The 15,366-nt window shown below is 65.6% G+C and carries 14 protein-coding genes and 1 pseudogene; 1 reads left to right on the top strand and 14 read right to left on the bottom strand.

The genetic code is table 11. The features are described 5' to 3' along the window. The 8 genes and pseudogenes from DVS29_RS33750 to DVS29_RS33715 form a co-directional block, all read right to left on the bottom strand. Positions 1 to 341, bottom strand: a pseudogene (locus DVS29_RS33750) (ABC transporter substrate-binding protein); the annotation flags it as partial. Positions 342 to 405: 64 nt separating this feature from the next. Further along, positions 406 to 720 carry an NIPSNAP family protein gene (locus tag DVS29_RS33745; protein WP_118185143.1) on the bottom strand — a complete coding sequence of 105 codons (315 nt, stop codon included), beginning with the start codon at positions 718 to 720 and terminating at the stop codon, positions 406 to 408. Positions 721 to 750: 30 nt separating this feature from the next. Beyond that, on the bottom strand, positions 751 to 2,241 hold the full coding sequence (locus DVS29_RS33740; protein ID WP_118185141.1) for an aldehyde dehydrogenase: 1,491 nt from the start codon (positions 2,239 to 2,241) through the stop codon (positions 751 to 753). A 57-nt stretch (positions 2,242 to 2,298) separates the two neighbouring features. Next, positions 2,299 to 3,342, bottom strand: coding sequence for an LLM class flavin-dependent oxidoreductase (locus DVS29_RS33735; protein WP_118185139.1), 1,044 nt, complete (start codon positions 3,340 to 3,342; stop codon positions 2,299 to 2,301). A 58-nt stretch (positions 3,343 to 3,400) separates the two neighbouring features. Further along, entirely contained in the window at positions 3,401 to 4,378 is a 978-nt protein-coding gene (locus DVS29_RS33730) for a flavin reductase family protein (RefSeq protein WP_118185137.1), read from the bottom strand. Beyond that, a complete protein-coding gene (locus DVS29_RS33725) occupies positions 4,375 to 5,256 on the bottom strand; it encodes an alpha/beta fold hydrolase (protein ID WP_118185135.1) in 882 nt (293 codons plus the stop codon). The genes DVS29_RS33730 and DVS29_RS33725 overlap by 4 nt, the downstream gene beginning before the upstream one ends. Then, positions 5,246 to 5,833 (bottom strand): amino acid synthesis family protein, encoded by a 588-nt coding sequence (locus tag DVS29_RS33720; protein WP_118185133.1) that lies wholly within the window; start codon positions 5,831 to 5,833, stop codon positions 5,246 to 5,248. Before DVS29_RS33720 ends, DVS29_RS33725 begins: the two co-directional genes overlap by 11 nt. Positions 5,834 to 6,054: 221 nt before the next feature. Then, positions 6,055 to 6,735: a GntR family transcriptional regulator gene (locus tag DVS29_RS33715; RefSeq protein ID WP_118185131.1), complete on the bottom strand. Its 681-nt coding sequence runs from the start codon at positions 6,733 to 6,735 to the stop codon at positions 6,055 to 6,057. 342 nt (positions 6,736 to 7,077) lie between these two features. Between DVS29_RS33715 and DVS29_RS33710 the strand changes: the two genes are divergently transcribed. Continuing rightward, entirely contained in the window at positions 7,078 to 9,318 is a 2,241-nt protein-coding gene (locus tag DVS29_RS33710; protein ID WP_118185129.1) for a LamG-like jellyroll fold domain-containing protein, read from the top strand. A 9-nt stretch (positions 9,319 to 9,327) separates the two neighbouring features. Here DVS29_RS33710 and hutC read toward each other — a convergent pair whose 3' ends face one another. The 6 genes from hutC to DVS29_RS33680 all read right to left on the bottom strand — a co-directional run bounded on the left by hutC (position 9,328) and on the right by DVS29_RS33680 (position 15,108). After that, complete coding sequence (gene hutC, locus DVS29_RS33705) at positions 9,328 to 10,074, bottom strand: histidine utilization repressor (protein ID WP_118185127.1); 747 nt, start codon at positions 10,072 to 10,074, stop codon at positions 9,328 to 9,330. 70 nt (positions 10,075 to 10,144) lie between these two features. Then, positions 10,145 to 11,770, bottom strand: coding sequence for an HAL/PAL/TAL family ammonia-lyase (locus DVS29_RS33700; RefSeq protein ID WP_118185126.1), 1,626 nt, complete (start codon positions 11,768 to 11,770; stop codon positions 10,145 to 10,147). A gap of 31 nt (positions 11,771 to 11,801) precedes the next feature. After that, entirely contained in the window at positions 11,802 to 12,593 is a 792-nt protein-coding gene (locus DVS29_RS33695; RefSeq protein WP_118185124.1) for an ABC transporter ATP-binding protein, read from the bottom strand. A gap of 28 nt (positions 12,594 to 12,621) precedes the next feature. Continuing rightward, positions 12,622 to 13,368 (bottom strand): ABC transporter permease, encoded by a 747-nt coding sequence (locus DVS29_RS33690; RefSeq protein ID WP_118185121.1) that lies wholly within the window; start codon positions 13,366 to 13,368, stop codon positions 12,622 to 12,624. A gap of 47 nt (positions 13,369 to 13,415) precedes the next feature. Beyond that, positions 13,416 to 14,138, bottom strand: coding sequence for an ABC transporter permease (locus DVS29_RS33685; RefSeq protein ID WP_118185119.1), 723 nt, complete (start codon positions 14,136 to 14,138; stop codon positions 13,416 to 13,418). Positions 14,139 to 14,259: 121 nt separating this feature from the next. Further along, positions 14,260 to 15,108 (bottom strand): transporter substrate-binding domain-containing protein, encoded by an 849-nt coding sequence (locus DVS29_RS33680; RefSeq protein WP_118185117.1) that lies wholly within the window; start codon positions 15,106 to 15,108, stop codon positions 14,260 to 14,262. Positions 15,109 to 15,366: the final 258 nt, after the last annotated feature.

Genomic DNA, 15,366 nt, shown 5'->3' with positions numbered 1-15,366 from the left:
TCGCTCTTGTTCACGACGGAATAATCGATCGGCTCGACCAGCCCCGCCTTCTCCGCGGCGAACGCGAAATCGCCTTCCACGTCGACCACGTCCCAGTTCACATTGCCGCTGTCCACCATCGCCTTCAGCTTGCCGTAGTCGGTGGGGCCATCCATCATCACGTTGACGCCAGTCTGCTGCGTGAACGGCTGCGCCCAGTCCTTCTGCTGCGACGACTGCGTCGTGCCGCCCCAGCTGGTAAACACGATCGGGTCGGCGGCGTACGCGGCCGGCGCCGACGCCACGGTCGCCGCGCACACGGCGATCAGCGGCGCGATATACAGGGTCCATCTGCTGCTCATGTCTTCCTCCAGTTTGCTTGTGTGGTAACGGTACGGCTGTGGTCGGCCCGCGTCGTCGCTTCGGTCAGGTGAGTGGCGAGAAGCGCGCGGGCTTCATGATCTTGTTCTGCATCTCTTCCATCAGCGCCTGGATCTTTGGCGCGAATTCGATCCAGGCCGGGTCTTGTGCGAGCGCCGCGCGGCGGCGTTCGCGTTCGTCGAGACTCGGATACGCCCAGATGTGCACGATCTCGTTCAACGGGCCGATCTCCGAGAAGAAGTAGCCGATCAGATCGCCGAGATAGCGCTTCTGCAGCGCGATCCCTTCTTCCTCGACGAGCTTCAGGTAAGCGGGCACGGCGCCGGTCTTGATGCGATACGTGCGGATTTCGTAGAACATGCGGACTCCGGTTGGCTAAGGACGGGCGCGTCAGCGCATCACGAACGGATCGGCGATCGGTTCGTCGGAGGTGCGGATCCAGACGGACTTCGTGCGCGTGTAGTCGAGCACCGCGTCGAGCCCGCCTTCACGGCCGAGGCCGCTCAAGCCGTAGCCGCCGAACGGCACGATCGGCGACACCGCGCGATACGTGTTGACCCAGACGATGCCCGCGCGCAGCGCACGCGTGACGCGATGCGCGCGCGTGAGGCTGCGCGTGAAGACACCCGATGCGAGCCCGTAGCGGGTGTCGTTCGCGAGACGGATCGCGTCCGCTTCGGTATCGAACGTGACCACGCTCAGCACCGGTCCGAACAGCTCTTCGACGACGCTCGGCACCTGCGCATGCGGACAGTCGACGATGGTCGGCTCGAAGAAGAAGCCGCCCGCCGGCACGCCTTCGCGCGAACCGGCCTGCGGTACGCGGCCGCCGGTCACGACCTTGCCGCCCGCCTCGACGCTTGCTTGCAGCACGCGCTGAATATGTTCGAGCTGACGCTTCGTCGCGAGCGGACCCATTTCGGTGTCCACGTTCTGCGGATTGCCGATGCGGATCGTCGCGGCCTTCGCCACCAGCCGCTCGAGCAGCGCGGCGTGAATGCCACGCTGTACGACGAGGCGCGAACCCGCCACGCAGCTCTGCCCGGTCGCGGCGAAGATGCCGGCTACGACCGCATTTGCGGTGCTGTCGAGATCGGCGTCGTCGAACACGAGCACCGGCGACTTGCCGCCCAGTTCGAGCGACGTGGCCGCGAGGTTCTCGGCCGAATTACGCACCACGTGGCGCGCCGTTTCCGGCCCACCAGTGAACGCGATTTTCGACACGAGCGGATGGCTCGTCAGCGTGCGGCCGCAGTCCTGACCGAAGCCGGTCACGATGTTGACCACGCCCGCCGGAAAGCCGGCCTCATGCACGAGCCGCGCGAATTCGAGCAGCGGCGCGGGACCGTCTTCCGATGCCTTCAGCACCACCGTGCAACCGGCCGCGAGTGCGGGACCGAGTTTCACCGCGGAGAGGAACAGCTGCGAATTCCACGGCACGACGGCCGCCACCACGCCAACCGGTTCGCGGCGCAGCGTCACTTCCATATCGGGTTTATCGACCGGCAGCCACGCACCCTGGATCTTGTCGGCGACGCCCGCGTAGTAGCGGTAGTACTCGGCCACGTAGCCGATCTGGCTGCGCGTCTCGCGGATGATCTTGCCGGTATCCTGGGTTTCGAGCTGCGCGAGTTTCGGCGCATGCTCCGCGACGAGTTCGGCGAGCTTGTACAGCAGCTTGCCGCGCTGGCTCGCGGTGAGATTCGCCCACGCCGGGTCGAACAGCGCGCGATGCGCGGCCTGCACCGCGCGGTCGATGTCCGCCGCGCTCGCGGCCGGCATCGATGCCCACACCTCGCCGGTCGCGGGATCGACGCTGTCGAACGACGTACTGCCGTCTTCGAACGCGCCATCGATGTACTGCTGGAACCGCTGGACCATGTCAGCTACTCCGATTCGTTGCAGTTGCCATTGCTTGGGGTCTTCTGCCCCCCAGGCTCAACGCGCCGCGAACGCGGGCATCACGTCGGCGATGAACAGCTCGAGCGACTTGCGCTTGCGCTCGAAGCTCATATGGCTGTCGAGCCAGAAGCTGTACTGGTCGTAGCCGAGTTCCTCGTACTGCTTGAGGCGCGCGATCACGTCGGCGGGCTGGCCGATCACGAGGTTCTTGCGGATGTTGTCGGGCGAGTACTGCGGGAACATTTCGACGTCGGCATCCGTCAGCGGCTCGATGAAGCCTTGATCGATCGGGCGCTCGTTCTTGAACCACTTGCTGAAGTAGCGATAGAAGATCGCGAGATCTTCGACGGCGGCGTCCACTTCGGCGGCGTCCGCACCGACGAACGTGTGCATCAGCATCATCACCTGCGGGCGCGGCACTTCGGGGTGCGCCTTGCACGCCGCGTTGAAACGCTCCATCAGGCTGAACACTTCGGTATCGCCGGCAGCCAGCGACGTGACCTGCACGTTGCAGCCGTTCGCGACCGCGAACGCGTGCGAATTCGGATCGCGCGCGGCGAGCCACATCGGCGGCACCGGCTGCTGCACCGGACGCGGCACCGGCGTCGATTTCGGCCACGACCAGAATTCGCCTTCGTGCGCGTAGTCGCCTTCGAACAGCTTGCGCAGCGCGGGCACGAGTTCGCGCATCCGCGCGCCGGCGCCCATCGCATCGAGTCCGGGCAGCAGGCGCTCGTATTCGAACGAGTACGCGCCGCGCGCAATGCCGAGATCGAGCCGGCCGTTGCTCGCCACGTCGACCATGCCGGCTTCGCCGGCGAGCGCGATCGGATGCCAGAACGGCGCGATCACGGTGCCGGTGCCCAGGCGGATGCGCTCGGTCTTCGCGGCGAGATACGCGAGATTGACGAACGGGTTCGGCGCGATCGTGAACTCCATCGCATGGTGCTCGCCGATCCACGCGGTTTCGAAACCGCCGCGCTCGGCGATCTGCACGAGCTCGGTCAGCTGGTCGAACAGTTCGCGGTGCGTCGTGCTGGTGTCGTACCGCTCCATGTGCAGAAACAACGAAAACTTCATGGCGTTTCCTCTTCCCTGAATGGGTCGGCCGCGCGCGGCCGGAATCGATCGAAGACGGTCAGTGCGCGAGCGCGAGCGGCTGAACGGTGCCCGCCTCGTGATCGCCGATGTAGATGCCGAACGTGTCCTCGCTGCGCTCCTTCACGTAGCGCTGCAGCATCGAACGCACGGCGCTGTCGCGCACGTCGCTCGCTGCGATCTGGTCGAGCGGCACAAGACGCAGATGCGCCGGATGCTTCGCGGTGTCGTTCGCCGGGTCGCTCACCGATGCGCGGCCGCGGTAGTAGATCTGCACGCCCGCGCCCTGCGGCTGCGCGGGTTGTCCTGGGCTGTGCCCTTCGAAGACCGCGAACAGGAAGTCGAGATGCGCGGTGAGGCCGAGCGCGGCGAGCATGCCTTGCAGGCTGCCCGCATCGCTCGCGGGCTCGAGCCGCGCGGCACGCGGCAGTTGCAGACCCTCGGGCGTATCGAGCAGCACGATGCCCTGCGGCGTTTCGAGGATCGCGCCGACCTGCGCGCGCTGTCCGGCTGCGGCCAGCGCATCCTGCGACAGACTGAAGTTCACGTACGCGCCGCGGCAGTAGCCGAGCGGCGTTGCGCTGGTATGCAGGAAATCGACGACGCGGCCAATCAGGATGATGTGGTCGCCCGCATCGACCACTTCGTGCGTCGTGCAGTCGAAGCTCGCGGCGGCGGCCTCGATCACCGGCGCGCCCGTCGCGCGCGCCTGCCACGCGACCTGCGCGAACTTGTCGGCGGCCTTCGACGCGAACACGCCCGACACGGACTTCTGGTCTTCCGCGAGCACGCTCACGGCGAAATGCGTGGTCTGCGAAAACGTCGCGTAGCTCGATGCGGTCTTCGCGATGCACACGAGAACCAACGGCGGATCGAGCGACACCGACGTGAACGAGTTCGCGGTGAAGCCGCGCGGCGTGCCGTCGGCCTGGATCGTCGTGACCACCGTGACGCCGGTCACGAACGCGCCGAGCGCGCGGCGAAATCCCACGGGATCGAAAGGGGTTGCTTCGCTCATCTTGCCGCCTCCTGCCGGGATGCCCGCTGCGATTCGGGCACCGCGCGTTGCGCGTCGTTCAAAAAGGCCAGCAGACGTTCGTTGACGAGTGCGGGCTCGGTGACGTTCATCATGTGCCGTTCCTTCGCGATCACTTCGGCGCGGCCGAACGGCGCGACCGCGGCCATCGCGTGCGACATGTGCGGGCTCGAATTCGGATCGCATTCGCCGGTGAGGAACAGCGCCGGCACGGCGAGCTGCGCGAGACGGCCCACGTGCGCATCGTCCGAACTCGCGAACAGCTGATAGGTGCGCGCGTAGCCGACCGGATCGACCGAGACCAGCAGCGAGCGCACCGCGCGCGCCGCTTCGGTCAGATGCGCGGGAATCGGATCGCCGAACCAGCGCGCGAGCGTCGCATCGACACCTGCCACCGCGGAACTCGCATCGAGCGTCGCGGCGCGGTTCAACACCGCCGCGCGCTGCTCCGGCGTGCGGTCATACACCGCGTTCAGCGCGACCACGCTCAGCGTACGCGCCGGGTACGTCAGCGCGAATTCGAGCGCGACGAGCGCGCCCATCGAATGACCGATCACGTGCGCCGTGGTCAGATCGAGCGCATCGAGCAGTTTCGCGAGCTGCGCCGCGTATTCGCCGAGCGACGGCTGCGCGGAAGGCAGCGCGCTGCCGCCGTGGCCGAGCATGTCGTACACGACGACGCGGTAACGGTTCGTCAACGCTGCGATCTGCGGCGCCCACACGCTCTGGTTCATCCCGACGCCGTGAATCAGCACGACGGTTTCGGCCGGCTTGCCGGCGCTGGGCGTGTAGACGCTGTAGCAGGTGCCGGCTGCGATGCCACCGGCACTCGCCGAAGCGGACGCGAGTTCAGGCGTCATTGGCTTCCAGCTCCTTCAGATCCTGATACCGGTCGCCGATGCGGTGATGTGGACGGCCACCGATCGATGCGCCGAGCGCGATCACGATTTCATCGGGCGCCGGAGCATCGACGATCGAAAACTGCACGGTCAGGTAGTGCGAGCGCATACCTTCGTCGTGCTTGTGCATCAGCGGAATCGAGATCGGGCAGTTCGGGCCGCCGCGCACGTTGGTGAAAGCGAGGTAGCTCTTCGCGCCAACCGCCGTGCGGTACTTGTTGCCGAAGCGCAGCGTGTGGATCAGCGCGGACGCGTGCTCCACTTCGCCCGACGTGCCGACGATCGCGGCCTTGCCGTAGCCCTCGACCGCTTCGCCCGAACCGGCGATGCGCAGGATCTCGCCGGTCAGCAGTTCGCCGAGTTGCGGCGCGAGCGCGTGAATTTCGGGCTTCAGGTCTTCGACGAAACCGCGGCCTGCCCACGGATTACGCAGCACCGCGGCGGCGGCGAACAGCTTGAGCGGCTGAGCGGCAGGCTTGCCGCCTTCGATCAGCGTGTCTTCGATATACGTGACCACCTTGCGCACTTCCAGCTTCATATCAGCTCTCCTTGCGGGCGCGGCGAACGCCCAATGCCGTTCGATGAGATTATGGTATGCCATCTTATGGCACGCTTCGAGTGATCAATATTATGGAATACCATAATATGTCTGCGAATAGCAGCGCAGGGGCAGGCGTCAGGGAAATGAAAACGGGACCACGAACGGGTCCCGTAGAGAAAGCAACGGCTTAAGGCTGGAAGGCCCGAAGGCCGGGCCGCTCAGGCCTCTTTCGCCTGCTGTTCGGCGAGCACCGCGAGCGCGAGTTCGGACGTGCGGCGAATATGCGCGGACGACGCGGCCGCTGCCGCCTCGCCATCGCCCCGCTCGATCGCGTCGAGCAGCTTGTTCATCTCGCGGTTCGACTCGTCGCTGCGGCCGGGCGTCGCGATCGTCAGCGCGCGCAGCTGGTTGATGCGCGCGTTGAGCGAGCGCACCACCGTGAGCGTGACCGTCTTGCGCGCGCATTCGAACATCGCGTCGTAGAAGACTTCGGTCTGCTCGAGCACGCGCGCCAGATCGCGCTTCGCGAACGCGTCTTCGATCATCTTGCGGATCTTGCGCAGTTGCTTGACGAGCTCGGGCGTGGATTGCTCCGCGCACGCGCGCGCGGCATACGCTTCGAGCAGCCCGCGCAGTTCGTAGATTTCCTGCACCTGCTCAGGGTCGAGACGCGCGACGATCGGCCCCTGGTTCGCGACGATCTCGACGAGCCCTTCGGTCTCCAGATGACGCAGCACCTCGCGCACTACCGTACGGCTCACGCCGAGCTCGTCGCATAGCGTGCGTTCGACGAGCCGGTCGCCGGGACGGAAGTAGCCCTGCACGATCGCACCGCGGAGTTTTTCGAGCGTGAGTTCGCGCAGCGTCTTGGTGGTGCGCTCGATTTTCAGAATGGACATAGGTCGTCGCGGATCAGATGCCGAGGCGTAACTGCTCGCCTCGCGCAGGCTCCATGAATTTGGTATGCCATATTATGAACGATCGCGAGGCAAAACATGCAGCGCCGATGAATCCCTCCGCCGACTGCGTGCATCACGCGTCGCGCATCGAGTCAGTCATTCCTTACCTGATTTTCCGCCGCTCCTGACGGCAGATTCGCTACCCGCGAACTCTTTCCTGCCGTAAACATGGTCGGCAACGCCGCGAGTGGTGCTCGTCATTCGTTTCGATGCGCAAACGTTTGCGCATCGCGGACGCCACATCAGCTGTCATCCATCCACGGTTCATTCAGGGCAACGAACATGAGCGACACGAACAACAACAACGAATGGGATTCGGGCGTTTCGAGACGGAGCTTTCTCTACAGCCTCGGCGCGCTGGTGCTGTCGGCCTGCGGCGGCACCGCGGGTTCCGCGGACGCCGCGTCAAGCAGCACGAAGGCAAGCGCCAAAGCGGTATCGGATGCGCAAAGCGTGACGCTCGCACAGGTCGCGACGGGACAGACCGCGATCAGCACGAGCGGCGCGTTCGTGCACCCCGGCTTGCTGCACACCCAGGCCGACTTCGACCGGATGGCGCAGAAAGTCGCCGCGCAGGCGTCGCCCTGGTACGCCGACTGGAACGTGCTGATTAACAACAGCCACGCGAGCCTGTCGTACAAGGCGCGCCCCGCTGTCGAGATCGATCGCGGCGGCAGCGGCACGCAGAACTACCCGCAGCTCTACAACGACATCGCGGCAACCTACGCATGCGCGCTGCGCTGGAAGATCACCGGCGATACCGCTTACGCCGACAAGGCCGTGCAGATCATGAACGCGTGGTCGTCGACCTTGCAGCGGCTCGGCGGCGACTCGAACGTCGATCTGGCGGCAGGCATCTACGGCTACGAGTTCGCGAACGCCGGAGAGATCATGCGCGGTTACGCCGGCTGGGCATCGGCTGACTTCGCCGCGTTCCAGACGATGATGAGCGGCATCTTCTATCCGATCAACGTCGACTTCCTGAACCGGCACAACAACACGGACATCACGCACTACTGGGCCAACTGGGACCTGTGCAACATCGCATCGATGATGGCGATCGGCGTGCTGTGCGACGACCATTCGATGTTCGACGCCGCCGTGAACTACTTCCTCGACGGACCCGGCAACGGCGCGATCGCGCAGGCCGTGTACTACGTGCACCCGGGCAATCTCGGGCAGTGGCAGGAGACCGGCCGCGACCAGGGGCACAACACGCTCGGCATCACGCTCGGCGGCGCGATCTGCGAAATGGCGTGGAATCAGGGCATCGATCTGTACGGCTGGGACAACAACCGCTTTCTCGCTGGCGCCGAATACGTGGCGAAGGCGAATCTCGTGCAGGCCGACGGCACGTATCTGACGGTGCCGTATGTGACCTACACGAACGTCGACGTGTCGCAGACGGTCTTCTCGACGAATTCGCAGGGCACGATCCGGCCGTGCTGGGCGCTCGTCTACAACCACTACGTCAATCGCCGGGGACTCGCCGCGCCGTGGTCGACACAGTTCGCGCAGGCCGTTCAGCCCGAAGGCGGCGGCGGCAACTACGGTTCGACGAGCGGCGGCTACGATCAGCTCGGCTACGGCACGCTCACGTGCACGCGCGACGCCGCCACGCCCGCGAGCGCGCCGAGCGGACTCACCGCGTGGCCGGCCGCAGGACAGGTCGTGCTGTCGTGGTGGGGCGTCGCGAACGGCACGAGCTACAACGTGAAGCGCGCGGCCGCTTCGGGCGGTCCGTACACGACGATCGCGAGCGGTATCGCCGACCCGCTCACCTGCACCGATACGCCTGCGGCCGGCACCTGGTACTACGTGGTGAGCGCGCAGACATCGTCGGGCGAAACCGCGAATTCGGCGGAAGCGGTCGCGGTCACCACGGTGCAGCTGCACACGGACCTCGCGTTCGACGAATCGAGCGGCACGACCGCCGCGGACGCCACCGGCAACGGTCACACCGGCACGTTGAACGGCGGCGTCACGCATGTCGCGGGCAAGATCGGCAACGCGGTGTCGTTCGACGGCTCGACCGGTTACGTGAGCCTGCCGGACAGCATCGTCGCCGACGTATCGGATTTCACGATCGCCGCATGGGTCAACTGGAACGGCAACGGCGGCAAACCGTGGGCGCGCATCTTCGATTTCGGTTCGGGCACCGGGCGCTATCTGTTCCTCACGCCGAAGAATTCGAGCGGCGTGATGCGCTTCGCGATCACGACCAATGGCGGTCATGGCGAGCTCGGCATCAACGGCAATATCGCGCTGCCGACGGGACAATGGGCGCACGTCGCGGTCACGCTATCGGGAACGTCCGCGACGCTGTATCTGAACGGCGGAGTGATCGGCAGCGCCAGCAACGTGGTGTTCGCGCCATGGCGCGTGGGACCGACCGCGCAGAACTGGATCGGCCGTTCGCAGTATTCCGCCGACCCGTACTTCAGCGGCTCGATCGACGAGTTCCGCATCTATCGCGGCGCGTTGACTGCCGATCAGATCACCGCGTTGTATCAGGGGACTTGACGCGCCAGGTCAAACTTTCCCAACCAGATGAAAGCGCGACGCCGGATGCCACAGCTGCACCGACGTCGCGATCTGCTCGCCGACCCACGTGCGCCGCCACATCATCAGGCACGGTTCGCCGATTTCCATCGCCAGATGACGGCGCACGTACGCGTCAGGCTTTTGCGCGTAGATGCGGAACTCCGCGCGCTGGATCGGCGCGAGCCGCACCATGTAGTGGTTCGGCGTTTCCCGCGTGAAATCCTGCTGCAGATAGTCGGGAAACAGACGCGGGTTGACATAGCGATGCTCGTACTGGATCGGCTCGCCCTCTTCGCTGTGCACGATGCAAGAATGGAACACGTCACCCTTCGCAAGCCCGAGCGCTTCGACGGCCTGCGGATCGTCGCTGCGTTCGAGCTTCAGCACGTGCGCGGTATGGCGATGTCCGCGCGCCGCGATTTCGTCAGCGATGTTGCGCACTTCGAGCACGGTCGATTCGTACTGGCGCGGCGCGACGAAGGTGCCCGAGCCCTGCACGCGGGTGAGCACGCCATCGGACGTGAGCTCGCGCAACGCGCGCGACACCGTCATGCGCGCCACGCCGAATTCCTTGACCAGCTCGGTTTCGGATGGAATCACGTCGCCAGGCTTCCACGTGCCGTCGTTCACGCGCTCCAGCACGAAGCGCTTGATCTGCTCGTAAGCCGGCAGCACTTTGCGTGGCGGCGTGGCCTCCCGTACGTCTGTCGTCTCCGCGTGTGCGCTCATGTTCATCCTGTGTTCGATCTCGAAGGCCTCGACGGTCTCTGTGGTCGAGGCCCGGCGGAAATCTGCACCGCCGGCATCAACGTCCAAATGCTGCAAAGTGCGCTGCCGTCGACGCATCGTTCGCTGGTGCGGTCTGCGAAAGCGGCACTGCGGACAGCGGCGTTGCATGCGCAAGGCCATCCGCGCCTTCCTGCTGCGCGACCGGACCCGGCAAAGGCGGCGGCGCACCGTCGGCGATCATCCGGAATGCGAACGCCATATCGTTCGCGAGCGGCCGGTCGTCTCGATAGATCGGAAGCACGCTGCGTACCTTCGCGCGCAAGCTTTCCGTGTACGGCGCGCGCTCCAGCGCGGCTGGTTGCAGATCATACGCCTGGGTCGCGGCGAGCAATTCGATGCCGAGAATGCGCGCGCTGTTGTCGATGATTTCGAGCGCCTTGAGCGCGGCGGGCGTGGCGTGACACAGGTGATCTTCCTGCAGCCCCGACGTCACGCCGCCATCCAGGCTCGCGGGCGCGGCGATGCGCCGGTTCTGCGCGACGAGCGACGCGGCCGTGTACTGCGCGATCATGAAGCCCGAGCGCGTGCCGCCCGTTTCGGCGAGAAACGCGGGCAAGCCGCTCACCAGCGGATTCACGAGACGGTCCATACGGCGCTCGGCCATCGCGGCCACCTGCGCGATCGTCACGGCGATGCTGTCCATCGCGAGCGCGATCGATGCCCCGACCGCATGCGCCTGCGAATACACGCGCGGCGCGTCCAGCGTACCCGCGACGATCGGGTTGTCCGTGACCGACGCGAGCTCGCGATTCACCACTTCCGCCGTTGCCGCGAGCGCGTCGCGCGCGGCGCCGTGCACGTGCGGAATCGTGCGCATGCTGAGCGGGTCCTGCGTGCGTCGTCCGACCGACGCGGCAAGAATGCCACTGCCGGCCAGCGCCGCGCGCAGACGCGCACCGACCTGCATCAGCCCAGGCGACACGCGGAACGCGAGCGACTCCGCATCGAACGCATCGCATTGTCCGCGCAGATTTTCGAAGCTCATCGCCGCGACCGCATCGGCCCAGTCGAGCAGCCGCTCGGCACGCGCCAGCGCGAGCGCCGCGAGTCCCGTCACGCACGGCGTGCCGTTCACGAGGCTCAAGCCTTCCTTCGCTTCGAGCGACAACGGTTCGAGGCCGAGCCGCTGCAACGCTTCGGCGCCGCTCATGCGCTCGCCGTTGCAACGCACATGACCCGCGCCGATGCAGACGAGCGCGATGTGCGCCATATGACTCAGATAGCCGACCGAACCGAACGCCGGCACTTCCGGCAGATAATCCGCTTCGAGCAGCGCAGTCAGCGTCCGCACGACTTCGACGCGCACGCCCGAATGCCCGTGCGCGAAGTTGTTGATCGCCGCGGTGATGATCGCGCGCGTCTCTTCACGCCCCAGCGGCGCGCCGACGCCCACCGCGTGGCTCATCAGGATGTTGTGCGACAGATCGCGCTGCTCGGCCTGCGACACCACCACATCGCACAGCGCGCCGACGCCGGTATTCACGCCATAAGCGCGAATGCCGCGCGCGACGATCTGTTCGACCAGCGCGCGCGCCGCGGCAATGTTCGACTGCGCGTCGGCGGACAGCTCGAAGCGCGCGCCGGCAGCCACCGCCGCGACCTCGCGCCAGTCGAGCGGACGATGTGTACGGGTGACGGTCATGGCGGGGCTCATCGATGAAAGCGTGGTGGGTTCAGTGCGCGCTGCGATCCTGATGGCTCGACACGAACTGGCGGAAGCGCTCGGACTTCAGTTCGCCGAATACTTCGGCGGGCGTGCCGTCGCAATCCACGCGGCCTTCGTGCAGGAACATCACGCGGTTCGATACGTGGCGCGCGAAGCCCATCTCGTGCGTGACCACGAGCATCGTGCGGCCGTCGTCGGCGAGCGAGCGCATCACGCGCAGCACTTCGCCCACCAGTTCCGGATCGAGCGCCGACGTCGGTTCGTCGAACAGCATCACCTTCGGATCCATCGCGAGCGCGCGGGCAATCGCGACACGCTGCTGCTGGCCACCCGACAGGTGCGCAGGGTAGTGGCCGCGCTTTTCGGCGAGGCCCACTTTCGCGAGCAGCGCCTCGGCCTGTTCGACGGCTTCGGCGCGGCTGCGCTTAAGCACGCGGATCGGCCCTTCGATCACGTTGTCCAGCACCGTCATGTGCGACCACAGATTGAAGTTCTGGAACACCATGCCGAAGCGCGAGCGCATACGGTCCACCTGCCTGCGGTCCGCGGGATGCAGCTTCCCGTCGCTGCGGCGCTTCATCTTCATCTCTTCGCCCGCGAGCGAGACCGACCCGTCGTCGGGCGTCTCCAGCAGATTCAGGCAGCGCAGAAACGTGCTCTTGCCCGAGCCGCTCGCGCCGAGAATCGAAATGACGTCGCCTTCGTGCGCGTCGAGCGAGATGCCCTTCAGCACATGATGGTCGCCGAAGGACTTCTGGATGTTCCTGACCGACAGGGCGATGGGTGCGGATGCGTTCATGCGGGGTTCTCCGTGGATGGGCGGCCGGTCAGGATGCGGCGCGGCGGGCTTCGGCGGTGGCCGGCGTCTTCGTTGCCGGCACAGGCGCGGGACGCAGGTGACGCGACAGCCGCGTCTCGACGAAACCGAGCGCACGCACGATGGCGAAATTGAGGCACAGATAGATCAGCGCGGCGCACGCGAACACTTCCGTCGTGCGGTACGTCTGGTGAATGATCTGCTGCGCGACACCCGTCACTTCCCATACGGTGACGAGACTCGCGAGCGCGGTCGATTTGACGAGCAGCACGGCTTCGGTCGAATACGCGGGCAGCACGAGGCGCAGCGTGATCGGGCCGATCACGCGCCGCAGCAGCGCGAAGCCCGACAGGCCGATCGAATAGCCGGCTTCGATCTGCCCCGCCGGCACCGCCATCAGGCCGCCGCGAATGATTTCCGCGGTATAGCCGGCGGTACAGAATGCGAGCGACAGCACCGCGCACACATAGGGTTCGCGCAGCACCGGCCACAGGAAGCTGTCGCGGATCACGCCGAACTGCCCGAGCCCGTAGTAGATCAGGAACATCTGGATCAACAGCGGCGAGCCGCGGAACACCAGGATGTAGACGCGCGCGAAGCGGTTCGGCAGCCAGTACGGCGAGACGCGCATCGTGACGATCACGAGCGAGAGCAGTCCGCCCAGCACCAGCGATGCGAAGAACAGCGCGAGCGTGGTGGGGACGGCTGCCATCAGCTGGCGCAGCGTATCGAGTAGAAAGTCGAAATCGACGGGCATGGATCGGTCTCCTTGTGCGTGGCAAATGCGCGTGTCAGATACGCGTATCAGTTGCGCGCGAAATTGCGCTTGAACGAACGCCCGACCACCGCTTCCGCCTTGCCGAAGATCCGGTTCGAAATGCCCGTCATCACGAGGTACAGCACACCGCCGGCGATGAAGAAGCCGAAGTATTGATGGGTCGAACCCGCGGCCACCTGGCTCGTGCGCATCAGCTCGGCGAGCCCGGTGACCGAGATCAGCGCCGAGTCTTTGAGGCTCATCTGCCACACGTTGCCGATGCCCGGCAACGCGAAGCGGATCACCTGCGGAAGCAGGATGCGGCGCGCGGCGACGAAGGTCGACATGCCGATCGCGCGCGCGGCTTCGAGCTCGCCGCGCGACACCGCCAGCACCGCTGCGCGGTAAACCTCGGCCTGATACGAGCCGGAGATCATGCCGACCGCGAGCGCGCCGATCAAGAACGGCGGCACGCCGATAAAGCCGTCCGCGCCGAACCATTGACCGATCGTGGACACGAGCGTCGAGCCGCCGAAATAGAACAGATAGATCACGAGCAGTTCGGGCACGCCGCGAAAGACCGTCGTGTAGAGGTCGCCGATCACACGCAGGATACGCAGACGCGACAGCTTCGCCGCCGCGACGAGCGCGCCGAACACCGCACCGACGGCGAGCGCGGCGATCGTCAGCACGACCGTCATCAGTGCGCCCAGCAGCAGTGCGCTGCCCCATCCGTCCGGCCCGAAACCGAACATTTCGAAACTGGCCATTCGCCGCTCCTCGCTACGTTGCTCTGCGGTTCTACTGCTCGTTGCCACAGTTGCTGCTGTTGCTACCGCTACCGCGCTTACGTGATTCGCGGCAGCGGCGCCATCACTGTGTTGCGTACATTCAAGGCGCGACGTTGGTCTTGAACCACTTCTCCGACAGCTTCTTCACCGTGCCATCGGCGATGGCGGCGGTCAGCGCGGTGTCGAATTTCGCTTTCAGGTCGGCGTCCTGCTTGCGGAACGCGAGGCCTTCACCCGGGCCCCAGATCGGGCCGCCGATCTTCGGGCCGGCGATGAAGATCGATTTGTCCGTGGAGCTGGACAGGAAGTACGTTTCGTCATCGAACGACGCATCGATGCGGCCGTTCACCAGATCGAGATCACGCTCCTGGGCCGTCTTGTAGTCGCGGATCGTCGCGACGTCCTTGAAGCTGTCTTCGATGAACTTCGTGTAGACCGTGCCCGACTGGATGCCGATCGTGCGGCCTTTCAGCTGCTTGCGCAGCGCGTCCACCGTGGCCTGGTCGGTCTTCGGGTCGCCGGTCAGGTTGACGGCCGGCGCGCTGGGCGACGACTTCGGCAGCACTTTCGCGTTGGAGACCGCGAACGTGGCAGGCGTGGCCGCGTACGGATGCGAGAACGCGATGATCTTCTCGCGCTCCGGCGTAATCGAGATCACGTCCATCAATACGTCGAACTTGCCCGCCTGCAGGCCGGGAATCATGCCGTCCCAATCCTGCGCGACGAGATTGCACTGCAGCTGCGCGCGCGTGCACAGATTGGCGATCAGCTCGGGTTCGAAGCCGCCCAGCTTGCCGCCCGGCAGCGTGAGATTCCACGGCGCGTACGCGCCTTCCGTCGCGATCGTGACGGTCTTCCATTCCTTCGCCTGCGCGCCGCTGGCGAGCAATGCGCCCGCCAGCAGGGTGCCGATCCATACCTTCGCCAACATCGTGCACTTCAGCTTCATTCTCATACCCCTTCGAGTGGGAAACGGGCCGGCGAACCGCCGACGTGACAGTGATCTTGTATAGACAAGATTGCATACTCAAAAAGAAGCTGCAAGCGGAATTCGAAGGAAAGCGGCGATCCTGGGGTAATCCCTTGGATGGGGTGTCTGATGGGTTTCCGGGTTGCTTTCTTCCCGCTCTTAGCCCTGTTTTGTGGGGATTCCAGCGATTTGAGCGATCCCTGGCTGGCGTCGCTGGAGAGGCATTCACGCGTGATT

Source organism: Paraburkholderia phosphatilytica (assembly GCF_003443895.1).
In the GTDB taxonomy this organism is placed as follows: domain Bacteria; phylum Pseudomonadota; class Gammaproteobacteria; order Burkholderiales; family Burkholderiaceae; genus Paraburkholderia; species Paraburkholderia phosphatilytica.
This window is presented reverse-complemented; position numbering and strand designations above follow the sequence as displayed.